Origin of the sequence: Pseudomonas rhizosphaerae (genome assembly GCF_000761155.1) — a bacterium.
Taxonomy (GTDB): Bacteria; Pseudomonadota; Gammaproteobacteria; order Pseudomonadales; family Pseudomonadaceae; genus Aquipseudomonas; species Aquipseudomonas rhizosphaerae.
The window spans coordinates 1,133,411-1,154,682 of record NZ_CP009533.1 but is presented as its reverse complement, the minus strand read 5'-3'; the positions used below and the strand labels follow the sequence as shown (position 1 = coordinate 1,154,682).

The window sequence follows — 21,272 nt, the reverse complement described above, 5'->3', positions numbered from 1 at the left end:
CACCCCCCACGCATTCAACTGGTTTTAAGGACTGCACGATGAAAAAAGCATTGCTGACCCTTTCTGCTCTGGCCCTGGCGTTCTCGGCTGGCGGCGCGATGGCCAAGGAATACAAGGAGTTGCGCTTCGGGGTCGATCCTTCCTATGCACCGTTCGAATCCAAGGCCGCCGACGGTAGCCTGGTGGGCTTCGACATCGATCTGGGCAATGCCATCTGCAAGGAACTCAAGGTCACCTGCAAGTGGGTCGAAAGCGATTTTGACGGCATGATTCCTGGCCTCAAGGCGAAGAAGTTCGATGGCGTGATTTCCTCGATGACCGTGACCCCGGCCCGCGAGAAGGTCATCGACTTCTCCAACGAACTGTTCTCCGGTCCGACTTCGCTGGTGTTCAAGAAAGGTGCAAGCCTGAGCACCGACCTGGCATCGCTGAAAGGCAAGACCGTGGGCTACGAACAAGGCACCATCCAGGAAGCCTATGCCAAGGCCGTGCTGGACAAGGCCGGTGTGAAGACCCAGGCCTATCAGAATCAGGATCAGGTCTATGCCGACCTGGTTTCGGGTCGTCTCGATGCTTCCATCCAGGACATGCTGCAGGCCGAGCTGGGCTTCCTGAAATCGCCGCAAGGTGCAGGCTATGAAGTCAGCGAGCCGATCGACAGCGAATTGCTGCCGTCCAAGACGGCTGTGGGTATCGCCAAAGGTAACAAGGAACTCAAGGCGTTGATCGATAAAGGTATCAAAGCGTTACACGATGATGGCACCTACACCGAAATCCAGAAGAAACACTTCGGTGAGCTGAACCTGTACAGCGGCAAGTAAATCTTGCGTTGACAGCGCCCATTCCCATGCGGGGATGGGCGTTTTTTTGACCGGCACAGGCCAGATTCATGTTCGACGACCTTTTGCAGCACCTCGGGTTGTCTGCGTTCAGCTTGAAGGGCTTTGGCCCACTGCTGCTCGAAGGCACCTGGATGACCATCAAGCTGTCCCTGTTGTCCCTGCTGGTGAGCGTGATGCTGGGCTTGATTGGCGCCAGCGCCAAGCTGTCCGGTTCGGCCGCACTGCGCGTGCCTGCGCAGCTCTACACCACCCTGATTCGCGGCGTGCCTGACCTGGTGCTGATGCTGCTGATTTTCTACAGCCTGCAGACCTGGCTGACCGGCCTCACCGAAGCGCTGGAATGGGATTACATCGAGATCGATCCTTTCGCCGCCGGGGTGATCACCCTGGGTTTCATCTATGGCGCGTATTTCACCGAGACCTTTCGCGGCGCCATGCTGGCGGTACCACGCGGTCAGCTCGAGGCGGCCACGGCCTATGGCCTCAAGCGCTCGCAGCGTTTCCGCTATGTAGTCTTCCCGCAAATGATGCGTTACGCCCTGCCCGGCATCGGCAACAACTGGATGGTCATGCTCAAGGCCACGGCGCTGGTGTCGATCATTGGTTTGGCCGATCTGGTCAAGGCCGCCCAGGACGCCGGCAAGAGCACCTACCAACTGTTCTATTTTCTGGTGCTGGCCGCGCTCATCTATCTGCTGATTACCAGTGCGTCCAACATCGCCCTGCGCTGGCTTGAGCGACGCTACAGCGCGGGTACCCGGGAGGCGCTGCGATGATCGAACTTCTCCAGGAATACTGGCGGCCTTTCCTCTATTCCGATGGGCAGAACATCACCGGCCTGGCCATGACCCTGTGGCTGCTCAGTGCGGCGCTGGTGATCGGCTTCGCGGTTTCGGTGCCACTGTCGATCGCCAGGGTTTCGCGCCGGCGCTGGGTGCGCTGGCCAGTGCAGTTCTATACCTACCTGTTTCGCGGAACACCGCTCTATATCCAGCTGCTGATCTGCTACACCGGCATCTACAGCCTGGAGGCCGTGCGTGGGCAGCCCCTGCTCAACGACTTCTTCCGCGATGCGATGAACTGCACCATCCTGGCGTTCGCCCTGAACACCTGCGCCTACACCACCGAGATCTTCGCCGGGGCGATCCGCAGCATGAACCACGGCGAGGTCGAGGCGGCCAAGGCCTATGGCCTGAGCGGCTGGAAGCTGTATGCCTACGTGATCATGCCGTCGGCCCTGCGCCGTTCGCTGCCCTACTACAGCAACGAAGTGATCCTCATGCTGCACTCGACCACGGTGGCGTTCACTGCCACCATCCCGGACATCCTCAAGGTCGCACGGGATGCCAACTCGGCGACCTTCCTGACCTTCCAATCCTTCGGCATCGCCGCGCTGATCTACCTGACCATCACCTTTGCCCTCGTCGGACTGTTTCGCCTGGCCGAACGCCGCTGGCTGGCCTTTCTCGGCCCGACGCACTAGGACCTGAACATGCAACACGACATTCATGAATTGCTGGCTCGCCTGCCCGGCACCGCGCGCCAGATCCACAGCTTCAGCTACGGCCCGACGGGTGCCGGAAAAGTCTATATCCAGGCCTCGCTACACGCCGACGAGTTGCCGGGGATGCTGGTCGCCTGGCACCTGCGCCAGCGTCTGGCCGAACTGGAGGACGCAGGACTGCTGCGCCAGCAGGTGGTCATCGTACCGATCGCCAACCCCGCCGGGCTCGATCAGATCGTCATGGACACGCCACTGGGCCGCTACGAGCTGGAAACCGGCGAGAATTTCAATCGCCGTTTCGTCGACCTGGCCGATCAGGTCGGCTGCGCCGTCGAGCCGCTGCTGGGTGATGATGAGGCACACAATACGGCGTTGATCCGCACGCACCTGAGCCAGGCGCTGAACCAGTTGCAGCCGACCACAGCCCTGCAATCACAGCGCCTGACTCTGCAGCGCCTGGCATGCGATGCCGACATGGTGCTGGACCTGCACTGCGATTTCGAGGCCGTGCAGCATTTGTACACCACACCCGAAGCCTGGCCTCTGGTAGAACCACTGGCACGCTACCTGGGCACTCAGGCCAGCCTGCTGGCCACCGACTCGGGCGGGCAATCGTTCGACGAGTGCTTCAGTCTGTTCTGGTGGCAACTTCAGCAGCGCTTTGCCGAGCGTTTCCCGATCGCCATGGGCAGCTTTTCGGTGACCATCGAGTTGCGCGGCCAGGGTGACGTCAACCACCCCATGGCCAGCGGCGACTGTCAGGCCATTCTCGACTACCTGGCCAGCACCGGGGCCATCGACCGCACGCCGGCACCGTTGCCTGCCCTGCTCGCCGCCGCCACGCCGCTGGCCGGCGTGGAACCGGTGACCGCGCCGGTGGGTGGACTGTTGGTGTTCACTGCGGTGCCCGGCCAGTACCTGGAAGCCGGGCAGTTGATCGCCGAAATCATCGATCCGCTGAGCAATACGGTCACCCCTGTGCGCAACCGCCAGCCGGGGCTGATGTATGCCCGCTCGCTGCGTCGCATGGCCACCGCGGGCATGCTGGTCGCCCATGTCGCCGGCACCCAGGCCTGCCGCAGCGGCTATCTACTTCAACCTTGAGGACCTGTTGCGCATGTACAAACTGACCATCGATGGCCTGCACAAAAGCTATGGCGACAACAAGGTGCTCAAGGGTGTTTCGCTCAAGGCCAGCACGGGTGACGTGATCAGCCTGATCGGCGCCAGTGGCTCGGGCAAGAGCACCTTTCTGCGCTGCATCAACTTCCTCGAACAGCCTGACGACGGTGCCATGAGCCTGGATGGCAAGGCCATTCGCATGACCACCGACAGCGGCGGCATGCGCGTCGCCGATGCCGAGGAACTGCAGCGCTTGCGCACGCGTCTGGCCATGGTGTTCCAGCACTTCAACCTGTGGAGCCACATGACCGTGCTCGACAACATCACCATGGCCCCGCGCCGGGTGCTGGGCGTCGACAAGGACGAAGCCCGCGCCCGCGCGTTGCGCTACCTGGACAAGGTCGGCCTGCCGGAGCGCGTGGCCAGCCAGTATCCGGCCTTCCTGTCCGGTGGCCAGCAACAGCGCGTCGCGATTGCCCGTGCATTGGCCATGGAGCCGGAAGTCATGCTGTTCGACGAGCCGACTTCGGCACTGGACCCGGAGCTGGTGGGTGAAGTGCTGAGAGTGATCAAAGGCCTCGCGGAGGAAGGCCGCACCATGATCATGGTCACCCACGAAATGAGCTTCGCCCGTGAAGTCTCCAGCCAGGTGCTGTTCCTGCATCAAGGCCTGGTCGAGGAAGAAGGCCCACCGGCACAAGTATTGGGCAGCCCGAAAAGCGAACGCTTGCGGCAGTTTCTCAGCGGCAATCTCAAATAACCCTCGGGCACCACACCCCTGTGGGAGCGGGTTCTACCCGCGAATGGCTCCCCAGCGAACGGCTTCCTTATAACCGATCGATCTAAAACTCTCGCTACCTGCCTCGGTCAGTTTCATACCTGGCCGAACTTCCATCGGCCGTTCCCCAACGGAAAAACCGGTAAGGACTTATGTGCGGATTAGCTGGTGAGTTGCGCTTCGACTTTCAACCTGCGGACCTTGCGGCCGTGGAACGCATCACCCATGACCTGGCCCCGCGCGGGCCGGACGCCTGGGGCTTTCAAGCCCAAGGGCCGATTGCCCTGGGCCATCGCCGCCTGAAGATCATGGATTTGTCGGATGGCTCCGCCCAGCCGATGACCGATGCCCACCTGGGCTTGAGCCTGGCCTTCAACGGGGCGATCTACAACTTTCCCGAACTGCGCGCCGAGCTCGAGGCGCTGGGCTACGGCTTCCACTCCGGTGGCGACACCGAAGTGCTGCTCAAGGGCTACCACGCCTGGGGCGAAAAGCTGCTGCCCAAGCTCAATGGCATGTTCGCCTTCGCCATCTGGGAGCGTGATACGCAGCGCCTGTTCATCGCCCGCGACCGCCTGGGCGTGAAGCCGTTGTACCTGTCGCGTACCGACAAGCGCCTGCGTTTTGCCTCGGCCCTGCCGGCGTTGCTCAAGGGTGGCGACATCAGCCCGATCCTCGACCCGGTGGCGCTGAACCACTACCTGAACTTCCACGCCGTGGTGCCTGCACCGCGTACGTTGATCGCGGGCATCGAAAAGCTACCGCCAGCGACCTGGATGCGCGTCGACGCCAATGGCAAGACCGAACAGCAGACTTGGTGGACCCTGCCCTTCGGGCCCCATGCCGACGAAGCCAACCTGACCCTTGAAGACTGGCGCGACCGCGTGCTGGAAAGCACCCGTGAAGCGGTCGCCATTCGCCAGCGTGCCGCTGTCGATGTTGGCGTGCTGCTCTCGGGCGGCGTCGACTCGAGCATGCTGGTGGGCCTGTTGCGCGAAGTGGGCGTGAAGGATCTGTCGACCTTCTCGATTGGTTTCCAGGACGCCGGTGGCGAACGTGGCGACGAGTTCCAGTATTCCGACCTGATCGCCAAGCATTACGGCACGCAGCACCACCAGCTGCGCATCCAAGAGCGGGAAATCATCGAGCAACTGCCGGCCGCCTTCCGCGCGATGAGCGAACCGATGGTCAGCCACGACTGCATTGCCTTCTACCTGCTGTCGCGAGAAGTGTCCAAGCATTGCAAAGTAGTACAGAGCGGCCAAGGCGCTGACGAACTGTTCGCAGGCTACCACTGGTACCCGCAAGTGGACGGCGCCAGCGATCCCTTCCAGGCCTACCGCGACGCGTTCTTCGACCGCAGCTACGATGACTACGCTGCCACCGTCGCGCCCAAGTGGCTGACCGCCAACGATGCGGCCGGCGATTTCGTGCGCGAACATTTTGCCATGCCCGGTGCCGATGCCGCGGTGGACAAGGCGTTGCGTCTGGACAGCACGGTGATGCTGGTCGACGACCCGGTCAAACGTGTCGACAACATGACCATGGCCTGGGGCCTGGAAGCGCGTACGCCGTTCCTGGACTACCGCCTGGTCGAACTGTCGGCGCGCATTCCCGGCAAGTTCAAGCTGCCCGATGGCGGCAAGCAGGTGCTCAAGGAAGCCGCACGTCTGGTGATCCCTAGTGAAGTCATCGACCGCAAGAAAGGTTATTTCCCGGTGCCTGGCCTCAAGCACCTGGAAGGCGACACGCTGAACTGGGTCAGGGACCTGCTGCTGGACCCGAGCCAGGACCGTGGCTTGTTCAACCCCAACATGCTCGACCGCCTGCTGACCGATCCGCAAGGCCAGCTCACGCCGCTGCGCGGCTCCAAGCTGTGGCAATTGGCTGCGTTGAATCTGTGGCTCAGCGAACAAGGACTCTGATCGATGAAAGCTAATGCCACGGCCCTCAATCAGCGCCTGCTGCGCGGCCAGTCGCCGTCGTACGAACGGTTGCAGGCGCGCTTCGCCGAAGATGGCAACAGCGATGAACTGCAACAGCGCCCGCTGCACTGTGGCTGGGGACGGTTGCTTGTCGGCCATACCTACCCTGACCCCGAAGCGCTGGCCGCCGAACTGCTCAATGAACAGCAAGGCGAGCGCGACATTGCTCTGTACGTTGCCGCACCGCAGCAGGTGCTGGCACAGGCGCCGCAACAACTGTTCCTCGATCCTTCCGACACGCTGCGCCTGTGGTTCAGCGATTATCGGCCGGCGCAGCGTGTGTTCCGCGGGTTTCGTATTCGTCGGGCACAGAGTGATGGCGACTGGAGCGCGATCAACCAGCTTTATCTCAAGCGCAAGATGCTGCCCATCGATCAAGGCCTGTTGACCCCACGTCACCAGGGGGGACCGGTGTACTGGCTGGCTGAAGACGAGGACACCGGCCATGTGATTGGCAGCGTCATGGGCCTTAACCATGCCAAAGCATTTCGCGACCCGGAAAAGGGCAGCAGCCTGTGGTGCCTGGCCGTCGATCCACGTTGCACACGCCCAGGCGTGGGCGAGGTGCTGGTACGGCATCTGGTCGAGCATTTCATGAGCCGTGGCCTGGCCTACCTGGACCTTTCGGTGATGCACGACAACCGTTTGGCCAAGAACCTCTACGCCAAGTTGGGTTTCCGCAACCTGCCCACCTTCGCCATCAAGCGCAAGAACGGCATCAACCAGAAGCTGTTCCTGGGGCCTGGCCCGCAGGCCGATTTGAATCCCTATGCGCGGATCATCGTCGACGAAGCATTCCGTCGTGGTATCGACGTGCAAGTGGACGACGCCGAGGCGGGCCTGTTCACCCTGGTCCATGGTGGCCGGCGGATTCGCTGCCGTGAGTCGTTGTGCGACCTGACCAGCTCGGTAAGCATGACCCTGTGTCAGGACAAGAGCCTGACCCACAAGGTATTGCGGGCCGCTGGGCTGAGCCTGCCAGCGCAGCAATTGGCCGGCAGCGCCGACGACAATCAGGATTTTCTCGACGAACATGGCCGCGTGGTGGTCAAGCCGCTGGACGGTGAACAAGGTAACGGCGTGGCCGTGGACCTGAGCACCCTCGAGGAAGTGCAACACGCCATCGAGCATGCTCGCCAGTTCGACAGTCGCGTGTTGCTGGAAAGCTTCCATGAGGGCGTCGACCTGCGCATCGTGGTCATCGGCTACGAAGTAGTCGCGGCAGCCATTCGCCGGCCTGCGCAGATCATCGGTGACGGGCACACCGACATCGGCACATTGATCGAAGTGCAGAGCCGCCGTCGCCAGGCGGCCACGGGAGGTGAAAGCCGCATCCCGATGGACCAGGAAACCCTGCGTACCGTACAGGCGGCGGGGTTCGAGATGGATAGCGTTTTGCCGCGAGGCGAGGAATTGACCGTGCGCAAGGCGGCCAACCTGCACACCGGCGGGCATCTGGAAGACGTAACGCAGATCCTTCATCCAGTGCTGGTCGACGCAGCGGTACGCGCTGCCCGTGCGCTGGACATACCGGTGGTGGGCCTGGACCTATTGGTGCCGGCCGCCGACCAGCCCGAGTACGTGTTTATCGAGGCCAACGAGCGGGTCGGCCTGGCCAACCATGAACCGCAACCCACGGCAGAGCGTTTCGTCGACCTGCTGTTTCCCCACAGCCGCCCGATGTAGCGGCCATGCGCAGTGCCTGCCGGGTCGACCGCGCAGGCCCTGCGCCTCGTGTTTCACTGGGCTTATGACACCGTCGCTGTCATCCCTATCCACCTCAGGAGTTTCCATGACTGCCAAAATTCCCGAACCGGATATTCAGTACCTGCAGAAAGTGCTGCTGGAAATGCTCGCCATTCCCAGCCCCACCGGGTTCACCGACACCATCGTGCGCTATGTGGCCGAGCGTCTCGAAGAGTTGGGTATTCCGTTCGAAATGACCCGTCGCGGCACCATTCGCGCCACGCTCAAGGGCAAGCAGAATTCGCCGGACCGCGCCGTGTCCGCGCACCTGGACACCATTGGCGCCAGCGTGCGCGCCGTGCAGGACAACGGTCGCCTGTCGCTGGCGCCGGTGGGCTGCTGGTCAAGCCGCTTCGCCGAAGGCAGCCGGGTCAGCGTTTTCACCGACAACGGCGTGATTCGCGGCAGCGTGCTGCCATTGATGGCCTCCGGACACGCTTTCAATACCGCCATCGACCAGATGCCGGTGAGCTGGGATCACGTCGAATTGCGCCTGGATGCCTACTGCGCGACACGCGCCGATTGTGAGTCGCTGGGCGTGAACATCGGTGACTACGTGGCGTTCGATCCGCTGCCCGAGTTCACCGACAGTGGCCACATCAGCGCCCGCCACCTGGATGACAAGGCGGGTGTGGCCGCGCTGCTTGCGTCGCTCAAGGCCATCGTCGAAAGCGACTACGAGCCCCTGATCGACTGCCACCCGCTGTTCACCATCACCGAGGAGACCGGCTCCGGCGCGGCGGCGGCACTGCCTTGGGACGTCAGCGAGTTCGTCGGCATCGACATCGCGCCGGTCGCTCCCGGCCAGCACTCGAGCGAGCACGCCGTGAGCGTGGCGATGATGGACTCCGGTGGTCCCTACGACTATCACCTGTCGCGACACCTGTTGCGCCTGGCCGACGAAAACGAACTGCCGGTACGCCGCGACCTGTTTCGCTACTACTTCAGCGACGCCCATTCCGCCGTCACGGCTGGCCACGATATTCGTACGGCCCTGTTGGCGTTCGGCTGCGACGCCACCCATGGCTACGAACGTACCCATATCGACAGCTTGAGCGCCCTCAGCCGAATTCTCACGGCCTACATGCTCAGCCCGCCGGTGTTCGCCAGCGATGCCAAGCCTAATAACAGCTCGCTCGAGCGCTTTAGCCATCAGTTGGAACACGACGCGCAGATGGAGTCGGACACCCGAGTGCCGGCGGTAGAAGACGTGCTAGGGCAAAAATCCAGCAGTTGAGCTGCCTGACACGCCCGCGCCGCCGCCCTGCCCCTTGCCTTGCACAGGCCTGGGGCCACCGGGCGCGCGGCGCTGTTACACTGCGCTACTACCCTGCGAGAGCCTAACATGCTGATTCCCTACGACCATCTCGAAGCCGATACCCTGACCCGCTTGATCGAGGACTTCGTGACCCGGGACGGGACCGACAACGGCGACGAAACACCGCTGCAGACCCGCGTCGAGCGCGTGCGTCATGCGCTGGGCAAGAAACAGGCGTTCATCGTATTCGATCCGGAAAGCCAGCAGTGCACCCTGATGCTCAAGCACGACATAGCGCCCGAGCTGTTCGACTGAGCGTCACACCACCGGCACCTCCTTGGCATGCTTGCCGTGTTTCTCCTGAATTCGCCGATAGACCTCGGCGCGGTGCACTTCCACGTCCTTGGGGGCCTGGATGCCGAACCGCACGGTGTTGCCCCGCACGTCCAATACCTTGATCCAGACGTCATCGCCGATCGAGATCAGCTCGCCTACATGTCGCGTCAATACCAGCATGGCTTTGTTCCCTCAAATGAATGCTTCTTGAGGGTGGACCCTGTATTCGAGCACTACAAGGCAAGCGGAGCAATACAGTCTTGACCTACGAAAGTTAGTAAATTACCTGTCAGATATTTCGCACTTATAGTTGGGATGGTGCGGGCAAGTTGTACCAATCCATACACTTTCAATCATCTTGTATGAATATTTACTGACAGTTGAACCCTGAACGGGCTTACGCCTGTTGCAGCCTTGGACCCCACAGGATCAGGCTCGCACCCAACACGCAGAGTGTTGCGCCAATCCAGTCGAAGGTGTGTGGCCGGACTTTTTCGACCACTGCCAACCAGCCCAACGACGCCACGATGTAGATCCCGCCATAGGCCGCATAGGCCCGTCCGGCATAGGCTGCTTCGACACGGGTGAGCAGCAGCGCAAAACAGGTCAGGCTCAACACCCCGGCCAGCGCCCACCCGGCACTCTTGTCCATCCGCAGCCAGAGGTAGAAGGCATAGCAACCGCCTATCTCGAACAGCGCTGCGAGCAAAAACCAGCAATAGTTGAGCATTGAGGGTGTCCGGCTAAATATCGGAGCGCCAGAATACGACAGCGCCCATCCACCGCAGAAACATTTTCTAATCTTTGGGACTTTTTAAGGCGTGACACAGTCCGACCTATTAAGCAGTCGAGCGCCACCTGGCTTTACTGACCCATTACCTCACTGTCCACATAAGGAAATCGCCATGGGCACCATACTGATCATCGTTCTGATTCTACTGCTGATTGGCGGATTGCCAGTATTCCCGCACTCCAGAAGTTGGGGCTACGGTCCGTCGGGTATCATCGGCACGGTGCTGATCATCCTGCTGATTCTGGTACTGCTCGGCAAGATATAGTCTTGCGGGTGCGCAGGCCTCCATGGGCCGCGCGCCACGAACGAAAAAATCCGATGCCCTTGCAGGCATCGGATTTTTTTTGCACTCAGTTTGGCGCAGGTATCAGTGGGAAACTGCCCCACTGGAGCCCAGGCCGGTTTGCGAACGCACGAACTGCGGGTAGAACAGCGCGCGTTCCTCGTCGGCTGCAGCCGACTTGTCGGTGATCGAGAAGAACCAGATACCGATGAAGGCGATGGCCATGGAGAACAGCGCCGGGTACTCGTACGGGTAGATCGGCTTGTCATGATGCAGGATCTGCACCCAGATGGTCGGGCCGAGGATCATCAGCGTTACCGCGCTGATCAGACCCATCCAGCCACCGATCATGGCGCCGCGAGTGGTCAGCTTCTTCCAGTACATGGAGAGCAGCAGGACCGGGAAGTTGCAGCTGGCCGCGATCGAGAACGCCAGGCCCACCATGAAGGCGATGTTCTGGCTTTCGAACGCGATACCCAGGCCGATCGCCAGGACACCGAGGCAGACGGTAGTGATCTTGGAGACGCGGATCTCGTCCTTGTCGTTGGTCTTGCCCTTCTTGATGACGCTGGCGTACAGGTCGTGGGACACCGCCGAAGCACCGGCCAGGGTCAGGCCTGCTACCACCGCCAGGATGGTGGCGAACGCTACAGCCGAGATGAAGCCCAGGAAGATGCTGCCTCCTACGGCATCGGCCAGGTGCACGGCGGCCATGTTGTTACCGCCCAGCAAGGCACCGGCCGCGTCCTTGAACGCCGGGTTGGTGCTGACCAGCAGAATGGCGCCGAAACCGATGATGAAGGTGAGGATGTAGAAGTAGCCGATGAAACCGGTTGCGTAGAGCACCGACTTGCGGGCTTCCTTGGCATCGGAAACGGTGAAGAAGCGCATGAGGATGTGCGGCAGGCCAGCGGTACCGAACATCAACGCCAAGCCCAGCGAGAACGCCGAGATCGGATCCTTCACCAGCCCGCCGGGGCTCATGATGGCTTCACCCTTGGCATGCACCTTGATGGCTTCGGAGAACAGCGTGTTGAAGTCGAAGTTGACGTGCTTCATCACCATCAGGGCCATGAAGGACGCACCGGACAACAGCAGCACCGCCTTGATGATCTGTACCCAGGTGGTCGCCAGCATGCCGCCGAACAGTACGTACAGGCACATCAGGATGCCTACCAGGACCACGGCCACGGCATAGTCCAGGCCGAACAGCAGCTGGATCAGCTTGCCCGCGCCGACCATCTGCGCGATCAGGTAGAACGCTACCACTACCAGCGAACCGCAGGCCGACAGGGTGCGGATTTCCTTCTGCTTCAAGCGGTAGGAGGCCACATCGGCGAAGGTGTACTTGCCCAGGTTGCGCAAGCGCTCGGCGATCAGGAACAGGATGATCGGCCAGCCCACCAGGAAGCCGATGGAGTAGATCAGGCCGTCGTAGCCAGAGGTGAACACCAGCGCGGAAATACCCAGGAAGGATGCCGCCGACATGTAGTCGCCGGCGATCGCCAAACCGTTCTGGAAACCGGTGATCTTGCCACCTGCGGCGTAGTAGTCCGCCGCCGACTTGTTGCGCTTGGAGGCCCAGTAGGTGATGCACAGGGTGGCACCCACGAACAGCACGAACATGACGATCGCCGCGACGTTGAGGGGCTGCTTCTGCACAGCGCCAGTCAGCGCATCGGCAGCCATTACGCTCGGGGCCAGGGCGAATGCGCCCATTGTTGCCAATAGACGCCGCATCATTGCTTGGCCTCCTGCAGGATCAGACGATTCAGGTCATCGAACTCGCCGTTGGCGCGTTTGACGTAGATACCGGTCAAGACGAATGCGGAAAGAATCAGGCCGATACCGATGGGGATGCCCCAGGTGATCGACGATCCGGGACTGAGTTTGGCGCCCAGAATGTGGGGGCCGTAGGCGATCAACAGGATGAAGGCCGAATACAGTCCCAGCATGATCGCCGAAAGTATCCAGGCAAACTTCTCCCTTTTTCTCACCAGCTCCTTGAAGCGTGGGCTGTTTTGAATCGAGAGGTAAATGCTGTCGTTCATTGTTTTTGTCCTCGCAGCACAGATGGATATAACGTATTCCACTTTAGGCTGCTCTGGGCCGCACTCCAGACGACCTTAGTAGTAGATCGGGGCTCGCAGACGCAAAAAGGTCGCCCTGGGGCGACCTTTTTGGTTCTCTGCAATTCAGCTGATGTGCAGGTGTTACTTGGCTGTCCACTCGGCGACGCGGTCCGGGTGCTTGGCGACCCAATCCTTGGCTGCGGCGTCGGGCTTGGCGCCGTCCTGGATGGCGAGCATCACTTCGCCGATTTCATCCTTGGACGACCACTGGAATTTCTTCAGGAAGGCAGCCACTTCAGGCGCTTTCTTGTCCAGCCCCTTGCTGCCGATGCTGTTCACGGTTTCCGCAGCGCCATACACGCCCTTCGGGTCTTCCAGGAAGCGCAGTTTCCACTTGGCGAACATCCAGTGCGGGACCCAACCGGTCACGGCAATGGACTGCTGGGCGTTTTCGGCGCGGGTCAGTTCGGCGATCATGCCCGCACCGGAGCTGGCCTGCAGCTTGTAGGCCGACAGCCCGTAATCCTTGATTGCCTGTTCGGTCTTGAGCATCACACCGGCACCGGCGTCGATGCCCACGATGCGGTTCTTGAAGGTGTCGTCGGTCTTGAGGTCTTCGATGCTCTTGGCCTTGACGTATTCGGGCACGATCAGGCCGATCTTGGCGTCCTTGAAGTTGGGGCCGTAGTCGACCACCTTGTCCTGGTTCTTGCTCCAGTACTCGCCATGAGTTACGGGGAGCCAGGCGGACAGCATTGCATCGAGTTTGCCGGTGGCCACGCCCTGCCACATGATGCCGGTGGCGACCGCCTGCAGCTTCACGTCATAACCCAGCTTCTGCTTGATGACTTCGGCGGCGACATGGGTGGTGGCAACGCTGTCCGACCAGCCATCGACATAACCGATGGTGACTTCCTTGGCGGCAGCACTGGCCCAGTTACAGCCCATGGCCAGAACCAGAGCAGCACTGGCTCCGAGAACTTTCTTCATGTTCATTCTGCTTCCCCGATAAGGCTGCGCGCGACGAATGCCGCACGGCAAATGTTGGCGTACTGATCATCGACTTCGTGCGCCGATGATCATGCTCCACCTACGACCTTGAACCGTCGAGAAACGACATGGCCGGGCCTTGCGGTCCGGCCGAGGGAACTCAGCTGCGCATGCCGCGGCCACTGACCAGCAGCGTCACGCAGGCGAAGTACAGCACTACCGTGGCCACCAGCATGAATGCCACCGCCACACCGATGCTGATATCGGAGACGCCGAGGATGCCATAGCGGAACGCGTTGACCATGTGCAGCACCGGGTTGGCCAGCGACACCGTCTGCCAGAACGGCGGCAGCAGGCTGATCGAATAGAACACGCCGCCCAGGTAGGTCAACGGCGTGAGCACGAAGGTCGGTACGATGGAGATGTCGTCGAAGTTGCGCGCGAACACCGCGTTGACGAAGCCCAGCATCGAGAAGATCGTCGCCGTCAGGAACACCACCAGTACGGTGATGCCCAGGTGATGCACCTGCAGGTCGGTGAAGAACAGCGACAGCACGGTAACGATCACCCCAACCATCAGGCCGCGCAACACGCCGCCCGCCACATAGCCCACCAGAATGGTGTGCGGCGACAGCGGCGAGACCATCAGTTCTTCGATGGAACGCTGGAACTTGGCACCGAAGAAGCTCGAGACCACGTTGCCGTAGGAGTTGGTGATCACCGACATCATGATCAGCCCCGGTACGATGTACTCCATGTAGCTGAAGCCACCCATGCCACCGATCTGCTTGCCGATCAGATTGCCGAAGATGACGAAGTACAAGACCATGGTAATGGCCGGCGGCAGCAGGGTCTGCGGCCAGATCCGCGTGAAGCGGCGTACTTCGCGGTAGATGATGGTCTGCAGGGCGACCATGTTGGCCTGAAATTCGGAGCTCATACCGCGACCTTCCTCAGATTTTTCTCCACCAGGGACACGAACAGCTCCTCCAGGCGATTGGTCTTGTTGCGCAGGCTCAACACCGGGATGTTCAGCAATGCCAACTGGCCGAACAGCGAGGTGATGCCGATCTCCTTGTCGACCTGCACTTCCAGGGTCTGCGGATTGACCAGCGTGCAGGGGTAGCCCTGCAACTGCGGCGCAGCGTCCAGCGGCTGCCCCAGATCGAGCAGGAAGGTCTCAACGTGCAGGGTGCCGAGCAGATCACGCATGCTGGTGTTCTGGACGATGGTGCCGTGGTCGATGATGCCGATGTTGCGGCACAGCTGTTCGGCTTCTTCCAGGTAATGGGTGGTAAGGATGATGGTGATGCCTTTCTCGTTGAGCTCGGTGAGAAAGCCCCACATCGAGCGGCGCAGCTCGATGTCCACGCCCGCGGTGGGCTCGTCAAGGATCAGCAGGCGCGGCTCGTGGATCAATGCCCGCGCGATCATCAGACGCCGCTTCATGCCACCGGACAACGATCGTGATGGCGTATCGCGCTTGTCCCACAAGCCCAACTGGGTCAAGTACTTTTCAGCGCGTTCCTTGGCAACCTTGGCCGGAATGCCGTAGTAGCCCGCCTGGGTCACGACGATGTCGAAGGTTTTCTCGAACTGGTTGAAGTTGAACTCCTGGGGCACCACGCCGATGCTGCGCTTGAGCGCGGCCGGCTGGCGGTCCAGGTCGTTGCCGAAGATGTTGACCGTGCCGCTGGTCTTGTTGACCAGGGTGGACAGGATACCGATGGTGGTCGATTTGCCTGCGCCGTTGGGGCCCAGCAGTGCGAAGAAGTCGCCTTCCGCTACGTCGAGATCAATGCCACTGAGGGCCTGAAACCCGTTGCCGTAGGTTTTGGTCAACTGTCGAATGGACAGAGCAGAACTCATAAGGGGTCTATACGCCGTGTTGAGAGTGGTGATGAAATGAGGGCGACTGCGATGATTTGCAACCAGATGTGTGCGAGCTAACGCCATGATGGGCGCCGTGCCCGTCGCCGTAAAGTGACCGCTGTCGATAGTGGACATCAGTCTCACGCGTGCCACGCGCCGGTATTGAGCTATGGCCACGGCGGCCTGCGAACGTTCCGGACAACTGTGCACCAGCGCCGTGTTGCGAACTCCCCTACCCTGCAACGGTCACTATCCAGGCAAGCCCTGGATCTTTCCCACACCGAAGCTTACGTGCCTGGCCACCGTGTTTTCGTCTGCCGTTCCCGTAGCGACGGCATCCGCAGGTGGTTCGTCCCACCTGGCTTTCACGGAGAAAACGCTATGCTGTTGTTGTGGATCGTCGCCCTTGTGGTCGGCATCGCCTGGCTGGCTCACCGCCGTATTCCCGCGCTGCCTGCCATGGGCATCGTCGCCGTCTTTCTGCTGGTCATGGGCGCCGCCAGTCGCGCGCCCGGTTGGCTGCTGGCGGTGTTCTGGCTGCTGCTGATTGCCAGCGCCCTGCCCCTGCTCCTGCCGGAGGCGCGCCGCAAGTGGTTCACCGCGCCGCTGTTCCGCTGGTTCAAAAAGACCCTGCCGCCGATGTCCGACACCGAGCGCGATGCCATCGACGCCGGTACGGTCTGGTGGGACGGCGAATTGTTCAGCGGCCGGCCTGACTGGAACACGTTGCTGGCCTACCCCAAGGTGCAATTGAGCGCAGAAGAACAGGCGTTCATCGACGGCCCGACCGAGCAGCTCTGCGCCATGGTCAGTGACTGGCAGATCGGCCAGGACATGGACCTGCCGCCAGCCGCGTGGACCCATATAAAAGAACACGGCTTCTTTGCCCTGATCATCCCCAAGGAATACGGCGGCAAGGGTTTTTCCGCCTACGCACACTCCCAGGTAGCGATGAAGCTGGCCACCCGCAGCGGCGACTTGGCCTCCACCGTCATGGTGCCGAATTCCCTCGGCCCTGCTGAATTGCTGCTGCACTACGGCACCGACGAGCAGCGTAACCACTACCTGCCGCGCCTCGCCCGTGGCGACGACATTCCCTGCTTTGCCCTGACCGGCCCGTTGGCAGGTTCCGATGCAGGGGCGATGCCTGACGTCGGTGTCATCTGCAAAGGCCAGTGGCAAGGTGAGGAAGTCATCGGCATCCGTCTGACCTGGGAAAAGCGCTACATCACCCTTGGCCCAGTCGCTACCTTGCTGGGCCTGGCCTTCAAGGCCCATGACCCCGAGCACCTGCTGGGTGACAAAGAAAATCTGGGCATCAGCCTCGCGCTGATTCCGACCGATACGCCCGGCGTCGAGATCGGTCGTCGCCACCTGCCCCTGGGCGCTGCGTTCATGAACGGCCCGAACTCGGGCAAGGACGTATTCATTCCCCTGGACTACCTGATTGGCGGCCAGCCGATGCTGGGCAAGGGCTGGATGATGCTGATGAATTGCCTGTCGGTGGGTCGCTCGATCTCCTTGCCAGCGGTCGGTACCGGCGCTGCCAAGTACACCAGCCTGGTGACCGGGCAGTACGCTCAGGTGCGCGAGCAGTTCAACGTGCCGTTGGCGGCGTTCGAAGGCATTCAGGAATCTCTGGCGCGCATCGGTGGCAACGCCTGGCTGATGGACAGCGCACGCATGCTGACCGCCAACGCCGTGGACCTTGGAGAAAAACCTTCGGTACTGTCGGCCATTCTCAAGTACCACCTGACCGAGCGTGGACGTGACTGCATCACCCACGCCATGGACGTCCACGGCGGCAAGGGCATCATCATGGGGCCCAACAACTACCTGGGTCGCAATTGGCAAGGCGCACCGATCTTCATCACCGTAGAAGGCGCGAACATTCTCTCACGCAACCTGATGATCTTCGGTCAGGGCGCCATCCGCTGCCATCCGTTCGTGCTCAAGGAAATGGCCCTGGCCGCACGCGAAGACCAGGGCCAAGCGCTGCTGGAATTCGATGCCCTGCTGCTCAAGCACATCGGCTTTGCGGTGAGCAACGCGGCCAGCACTTTCATTCTCAACCTGGGGTTCGGGCATTTCGAGCAGGCACCAGGCGACCGCCTGGCCCAAGGGTATTTCCGGGCGTTGAACCGGCAGGCTGCTGCTTTTGCCTTGCTGGCGGACTTGAGCATGATGCTGCTCGGTGGCGAATTGAAACGTCGTGAACGCCTCTCGGCGCGGCTGGGCGATGTGCTCAGCTATCTGTACCTGAGCTCGGCAGCGCTCAAGCGCTACCACGACCAGAACTCACCCGAACACCTGGAGCCGCTGCTACGCTGGGCCATGGAAGAAAGCCTGGGCAAAGCCGAACACGCCCTGGACGCGATTCTCAAGAACTTCCCCAGCAAGGTGCTCGGTTACCTGCTGCGCGGCGTGGTCTTTCCCTTCGGTCGCCGCCACACCGGCCCGTCCGACAAACTGGAGGCGGAAGTGGCGGCTATCACCGGTCGCCCGAAAGGCGACCCGGCGCTGGAAGAGCTGCTGGCCGGCTGCTATCGCCCGCAAGGTGCAGACGATCCGGTCGGTGCCTTGCAGGTGGCCTACGATCTGCTGCGCGAGAGCCATCCTTTGCACAAGAAGCTGCAGCAGGCCTACAAGGCCCGGCAGTTCAGTGCAACGCCTGGGCAATCGTTGATTGACGCAGCGCTGGACGCCGGCGTGTTGCAACCCGCCGAAGCGCAAACCCTGCAGCGAGCAGAAGCGGCGCGACGCAAGGTGATCGACGTCGACGACTTCAACAAGGATGAACTGCTGCCCACCGCCGGCAAGGTTCGTTGAGGATCTGCGATAAGACAGCGGGCGCGTGGAGCTTTATACTCCCGCGCCCGTTTCGCTCTAGAGGACCCCACCATGGCCACCGCCCATCTCGAACACCACCTTGTCCTGCTGGACCACTTGCGCAGCATTCTCGTGGCATTGGGCGAGGCGGAGCAGGTACCCGAGGAAAGCCACGCGTTGTTTCTCGATCGTTTCGACGAACTGCGCGCGCAACTACCGGTCGACCCGGTGGAAAGCCAGTACCTGGGCCAGGACATCATCTGTCAGGTCATCACCCGCTACCCGCAGATCGCCCATCTGGTGCCACGCGACCTGCTGTGGTTCTTCGCCGGTGACTGCCTGCACTACATGCCCGACGAAGAGATCGAGCTGTATCAAGCATTGGAAGAACGCCGCTTCGAAGCCGAAGAAAACGACGAGCCGTTCGACTGGAATCAGGAGAAGCAGTTGATGGCGATGTCGGGCCCGCAAAGCCACCATTGACGGTGCTTCACTTCGCCGTCGCAATGGCGGCGAAGTGCTCTCTGCATAAGCTGATAACCAAACGCCATTACCCTCCCCCTTGTCGTTCTTCTATAGTCGCCTGACCGGATCACCGGGCATGCCCTCCCCTGTTCTCTTCGAGCCGACCGCGCCCAGCGGATGCGTCGAAGACGAGACTTACATCATGTCCACCCTCTTCACCCCACGACACCTGCTCGCCGCAAGCCTCAGCATTGCGCTCGGCTTGTCCTTCAGCGTCGCGGCCCACGCCGAAACGCAACTGCGCATCGGCTACCAAAAATCATCGACCCTGATGGTGCTGCTCAAGCAGCAAGGTACGCTGGAGAAACAACTGGCAGACCAGGGCGTGCGCGTCAGCTGGCACGAGTTCGCCAGCGGCCAACCGCTGCTCGAAGCGCTCAACGTCGGCAATGTCGACCTGTCCGCCGATGTTGCCGACACCGTGCCGGTGTTCGCTCAGGCCGCGGGCGGCAAGCTTACTTACTACGCATCCGAATCGGCCTCGCCGCAGGCTCAGGCGATCCTGGTTCGGCAAGACTCGCCACTGAAGACACTGACCGATCTGAAGGGCCACACGGTGGCGGTCACCAAGGCCGCCGGCGCGCATTACCTGCTACTGGCCGCCTTGCGCGCAGGCGATCTGAAATTCACCGACATTCAGCCGGCCTACCTGACCATCGCCGACGGTCGCGCTGCCTTCGAGAACCGCAAGGTAGATGCCTGGGTGGCGTGGGAACCCTTCCTCAGCGCCGCGCAGCAGCACCAACCCACACGCGTGCTGGCCGGCAGCGAAGGCCTGGCAGCGTACAAGCGTTATTACCTGGCCGGCACACCCTACGCCCAGGCCAACCCGGCCATTCTGAAAACCGTATTCGATGATCTGGCCGAAACCGGCAAATGGGTCAAGTCGCATCCTGCCGAAGCGGCCGCGATACTGGGCCCATTGTGGGGCAACCTTGATCCGGCCGTGGTACAGCAAGCCAACGCCCGCCGCAGCTACGACGTGCAGCCAGTCACCCGTGAAGGGCTGGCCGAGCAGCAGAAGATCGCCGACGCCTTTCAAGACGAGAAGCTGATTCCTAAGCGGATCGACGCGGTGAACGTGGAGGTATGGGCGCCGGGCAACTGAGATCTGGACCTACAGCAGCGCCTGGCGCCCGATCGCGACCAGCGCGCTGTCATCCTGGGGCGTATGGATGCGTGCGCAGAGCACGTTGCGGTAGTGCCGCTCTAGCGCGTTGCGGCGATCCAGCGCGGGGTTGCCGCCGGCTTCGATGGCCAGGGTCACGGCGCGGATGGCCTGGTTGCAGACCAGGTACTTGATGGCCGGCCAGCGTTCGGCGGGCAGGCGGCCTTCGGCGGACGATTGCAGCAGGGCCTGGTTGGCCAGCAGCAGGCTGTCGATCTCGCCGACCCGCTCCTGGAAGCGCGGCAACGTCGCCAGGGCGGCGCCGAGGTTGGCCGGCACCCGGTGCTGCAACCAGTCGATGAACGAGTCCCGCGCGGCCTGGGCCACGCCGTCGTAGACGCTGGACATCAGCACCGCCATCCAGCGCAAGCCTTCGGCGTCGAGTTCCGGCTGCGGCGCGCTGGCCGGGCTCACGCTCACCGCTTGGTCGAGGGGCACCAGCACGTCGTCGAAGACCACGTCGTGACTGCACGTCGCGCGCATCCCCAGGTGGTCCCAGGTGTCCTCGATGCTGACGCCGGGCGTGTCCCTGCGCACCAGCCATGAGCCCACCAGCGGTTCATCGTCGTCACTGCGCGCCCACACCAGCAGCCAGGTCAGGCCGTGGCTGCCCGTGGAGTAGATCTTGCGACCTGTGATTCGCCAGCCCTCGGCGGTTCGCCGCGCCACGGTGTTGGGCAAACCGCCGCGCGCCGGCGTGCCGAGCTCGGGCTCGACCCGCAGGGAGTTGATCAACGCGCCGGTTTCCACAGCCTCCAGGGCCAGGCGCTGCTGCCAGGCCTTGGGCCAGCGCTCGCTCTGGTGCAAGCGGGCCTGCTGCAGATACTGCATGACCAGAATCAACGCCGTGGCCGGCTCGCCCTTAGCGACGGCCGCCACCACTTTCTGCGCCGTGGCCAGGTCGGCCCCACCGCCGCCATAGGCGGTGGGCACGGTCAGGGCGAGCAGGCCCAGGCTGTGCAGGTGCTCGATGTTGTCATGGGGAAACTCGCCGCTGCGGTCGTAGCGCTCGGCGTGCAGGGCCATTCGTTCGGTCAGCGCGGCAAGGGCAACGGGGTCGAACTGGGTCATGGAATAAACTCTCGCGGACAGGTACGCGGCAGCACGACTCACAGCCGCGGCGCCGTTGATTTATACCACTCTACACACGAACCGTGACATGAGTAAAA

21 protein-coding genes are annotated in these 21,272 nt (G+C 61.9%); 13 read left to right on the top strand and 8 right to left on the bottom strand.

From position 1 onward, the window contains the following. Positions 1 to 38 precede the first annotated feature (38 nt). From LT40_RS05245 to LT40_RS05205, 9 genes are all read left to right on the top strand, one after another. Entirely contained in the window at positions 39 to 821 is a 783-nt protein-coding gene (locus LT40_RS05245) for a transporter substrate-binding domain-containing protein (protein ID WP_043187271.1), read from the top strand. Positions 822 to 889: 68 nt separating this feature from the next. Next, the gene (locus LT40_RS05240; protein ID WP_043187269.1) at positions 890 to 1,618 is read left to right on the top strand and encodes an ABC transporter permease; all 729 of its coding nucleotides are present in this window, start codon (positions 890 to 892) and stop codon (positions 1,616 to 1,618) included. After that, a complete protein-coding gene (locus LT40_RS05235; protein WP_043187267.1) occupies positions 1,615 to 2,325 on the top strand; it encodes an ABC transporter permease in 711 nt (236 codons plus the stop codon). Before LT40_RS05240 ends, LT40_RS05235 begins: the two co-directional genes overlap by 4 nt. Positions 2,326 to 2,334: 9 nt before the next feature. After that, entirely contained in the window at positions 2,335 to 3,450 is a 1,116-nt protein-coding gene (locus LT40_RS05230) for a succinylglutamate desuccinylase/aspartoacylase family protein (RefSeq protein WP_043187265.1), read from the top strand. 13 nt (positions 3,451 to 3,463) lie between these two features. Beyond that, positions 3,464 to 4,228, top strand: coding sequence for an ABC transporter ATP-binding protein (locus LT40_RS05225; RefSeq protein ID WP_043187262.1), 765 nt, complete (start codon positions 3,464 to 3,466; stop codon positions 4,226 to 4,228). A gap of 170 nt (positions 4,229 to 4,398) precedes the next feature. Next, a complete protein-coding gene (locus LT40_RS05220) occupies positions 4,399 to 6,171 on the top strand; it encodes an N-acetylglutaminylglutamine amidotransferase (RefSeq protein WP_043187259.1) in 1,773 nt (590 codons plus the stop codon). 3 nt (positions 6,172 to 6,174) lie between these two features. Further along, on the top strand, positions 6,175 to 7,917 hold the full coding sequence (ngg, locus tag LT40_RS05215; RefSeq protein ID WP_043187256.1) for an N-acetylglutaminylglutamine synthetase: 1,743 nt from the start codon (positions 6,175 to 6,177) through the stop codon (positions 7,915 to 7,917). Positions 7,918 to 8,023: 106 nt separating this feature from the next. After that, entirely contained in the window at positions 8,024 to 9,214 is a 1,191-nt protein-coding gene (locus LT40_RS05210; RefSeq protein ID WP_043187254.1) for an osmoprotectant NAGGN system M42 family peptidase, read from the top strand. A 108-nt stretch (positions 9,215 to 9,322) separates the two neighbouring features. Next, complete coding sequence (locus LT40_RS05205; RefSeq protein WP_043187253.1) at positions 9,323 to 9,550, top strand: YheU family protein; 228 nt, start codon at positions 9,323 to 9,325, stop codon at positions 9,548 to 9,550. 3 nt (positions 9,551 to 9,553) lie between these two features. On the opposite strand, the gene csrA is transcribed toward LT40_RS05205, so the two are convergent. Together csrA and LT40_RS05195 are read right to left on the bottom strand one after the other, a co-directional pair. Continuing rightward, a complete protein-coding gene (csrA, locus tag LT40_RS05200; protein WP_043187251.1) occupies positions 9,554 to 9,751 on the bottom strand; it encodes a carbon storage regulator CsrA in 198 nt (65 codons plus the stop codon). 217 nt (positions 9,752 to 9,968) lie between these two features. Next, positions 9,969 to 10,301 carry a YnfA family protein gene (locus tag LT40_RS05195; RefSeq protein WP_043187249.1) on the bottom strand — a complete coding sequence of 111 codons (333 nt, stop codon included), beginning with the start codon at positions 10,299 to 10,301 and terminating at the stop codon, positions 9,969 to 9,971. Positions 10,302 to 10,470: 169 nt separating this feature from the next. Between LT40_RS05195 and LT40_RS21080 the strand changes: the two genes are divergently transcribed. Beyond that, on the top strand, positions 10,471 to 10,629 hold the full coding sequence (locus LT40_RS21080) for a DUF3309 family protein (protein ID WP_090356827.1): 159 nt from the start codon (positions 10,471 to 10,473) through the stop codon (positions 10,627 to 10,629). 102 nt (positions 10,630 to 10,731) lie between these two features. On the opposite strand, the gene LT40_RS05185 is transcribed toward LT40_RS21080, so the two are convergent. The 5 genes from LT40_RS05185 to LT40_RS05165 form a co-directional block, all read right to left on the bottom strand. Further along, complete coding sequence (locus LT40_RS05185) at positions 10,732 to 12,390, bottom strand: cation acetate symporter (RefSeq protein ID WP_043187246.1); 1,659 nt, start codon at positions 12,388 to 12,390, stop codon at positions 10,732 to 10,734. After that, complete coding sequence (locus LT40_RS05180; RefSeq protein ID WP_043187245.1) at positions 12,387 to 12,698, bottom strand: DUF485 domain-containing protein; 312 nt, start codon at positions 12,696 to 12,698, stop codon at positions 12,387 to 12,389. The genes LT40_RS05185 and LT40_RS05180 overlap by 4 nt, the downstream gene beginning before the upstream one ends. A 162-nt stretch (positions 12,699 to 12,860) precedes the next feature. After that, a complete protein-coding gene (locus LT40_RS05175; protein ID WP_043187244.1) occupies positions 12,861 to 13,715 on the bottom strand; it encodes a glycine betaine ABC transporter substrate-binding protein in 855 nt (284 codons plus the stop codon). A 154-nt stretch (positions 13,716 to 13,869) separates the two neighbouring features. Continuing rightward, positions 13,870 to 14,649: an ABC transporter permease gene (locus tag LT40_RS05170; RefSeq protein WP_043187243.1), complete on the bottom strand. Its 780-nt coding sequence runs from the start codon at positions 14,647 to 14,649 to the stop codon at positions 13,870 to 13,872. Continuing rightward, positions 14,646 to 15,578 (bottom strand): ABC transporter ATP-binding protein, encoded by a 933-nt coding sequence (locus LT40_RS05165; protein WP_043187242.1) that lies wholly within the window; start codon positions 15,576 to 15,578, stop codon positions 14,646 to 14,648. The genes LT40_RS05170 and LT40_RS05165 overlap by 4 nt, the downstream gene beginning before the upstream one ends. A gap of 384 nt (positions 15,579 to 15,962) precedes the next feature. Between LT40_RS05165 and LT40_RS05160 the strand changes: the two genes are divergently transcribed. The 3 genes from LT40_RS05160 (at position 15,963) to LT40_RS05150 (ending at position 20,043) form a co-directional block, all read left to right on the top strand. Then, complete coding sequence (locus tag LT40_RS05160) at positions 15,963 to 18,410, top strand: acyl-CoA dehydrogenase (protein WP_043187241.1); 2,448 nt, start codon at positions 15,963 to 15,965, stop codon at positions 18,408 to 18,410. 72 nt (positions 18,411 to 18,482) lie between these two features. Continuing rightward, entirely contained in the window at positions 18,483 to 18,893 is a 411-nt protein-coding gene (locus LT40_RS05155; RefSeq protein ID WP_043187239.1) for a PA2817 family protein, read from the top strand. A 184-nt stretch (positions 18,894 to 19,077) separates the two neighbouring features. Next, the gene (locus tag LT40_RS05150; RefSeq protein WP_052393503.1) at positions 19,078 to 20,043 is read left to right on the top strand and encodes an aliphatic sulfonate ABC transporter substrate-binding protein; all 966 of its coding nucleotides are present in this window, start codon (positions 19,078 to 19,080) and stop codon (positions 20,041 to 20,043) included. A 9-nt stretch (positions 20,044 to 20,052) separates the two neighbouring features. Here LT40_RS05150 and LT40_RS05145 read toward each other — a convergent pair whose 3' ends face one another. After that, positions 20,053 to 21,174, bottom strand: a complete 1,122-nt coding sequence (locus LT40_RS05145; protein WP_043187237.1) for an acyl-CoA dehydrogenase family protein — start codon at positions 21,172 to 21,174, stop codon at positions 20,053 to 20,055. Between the last annotated feature and the right edge of the window lie 98 nt (positions 21,175 to 21,272).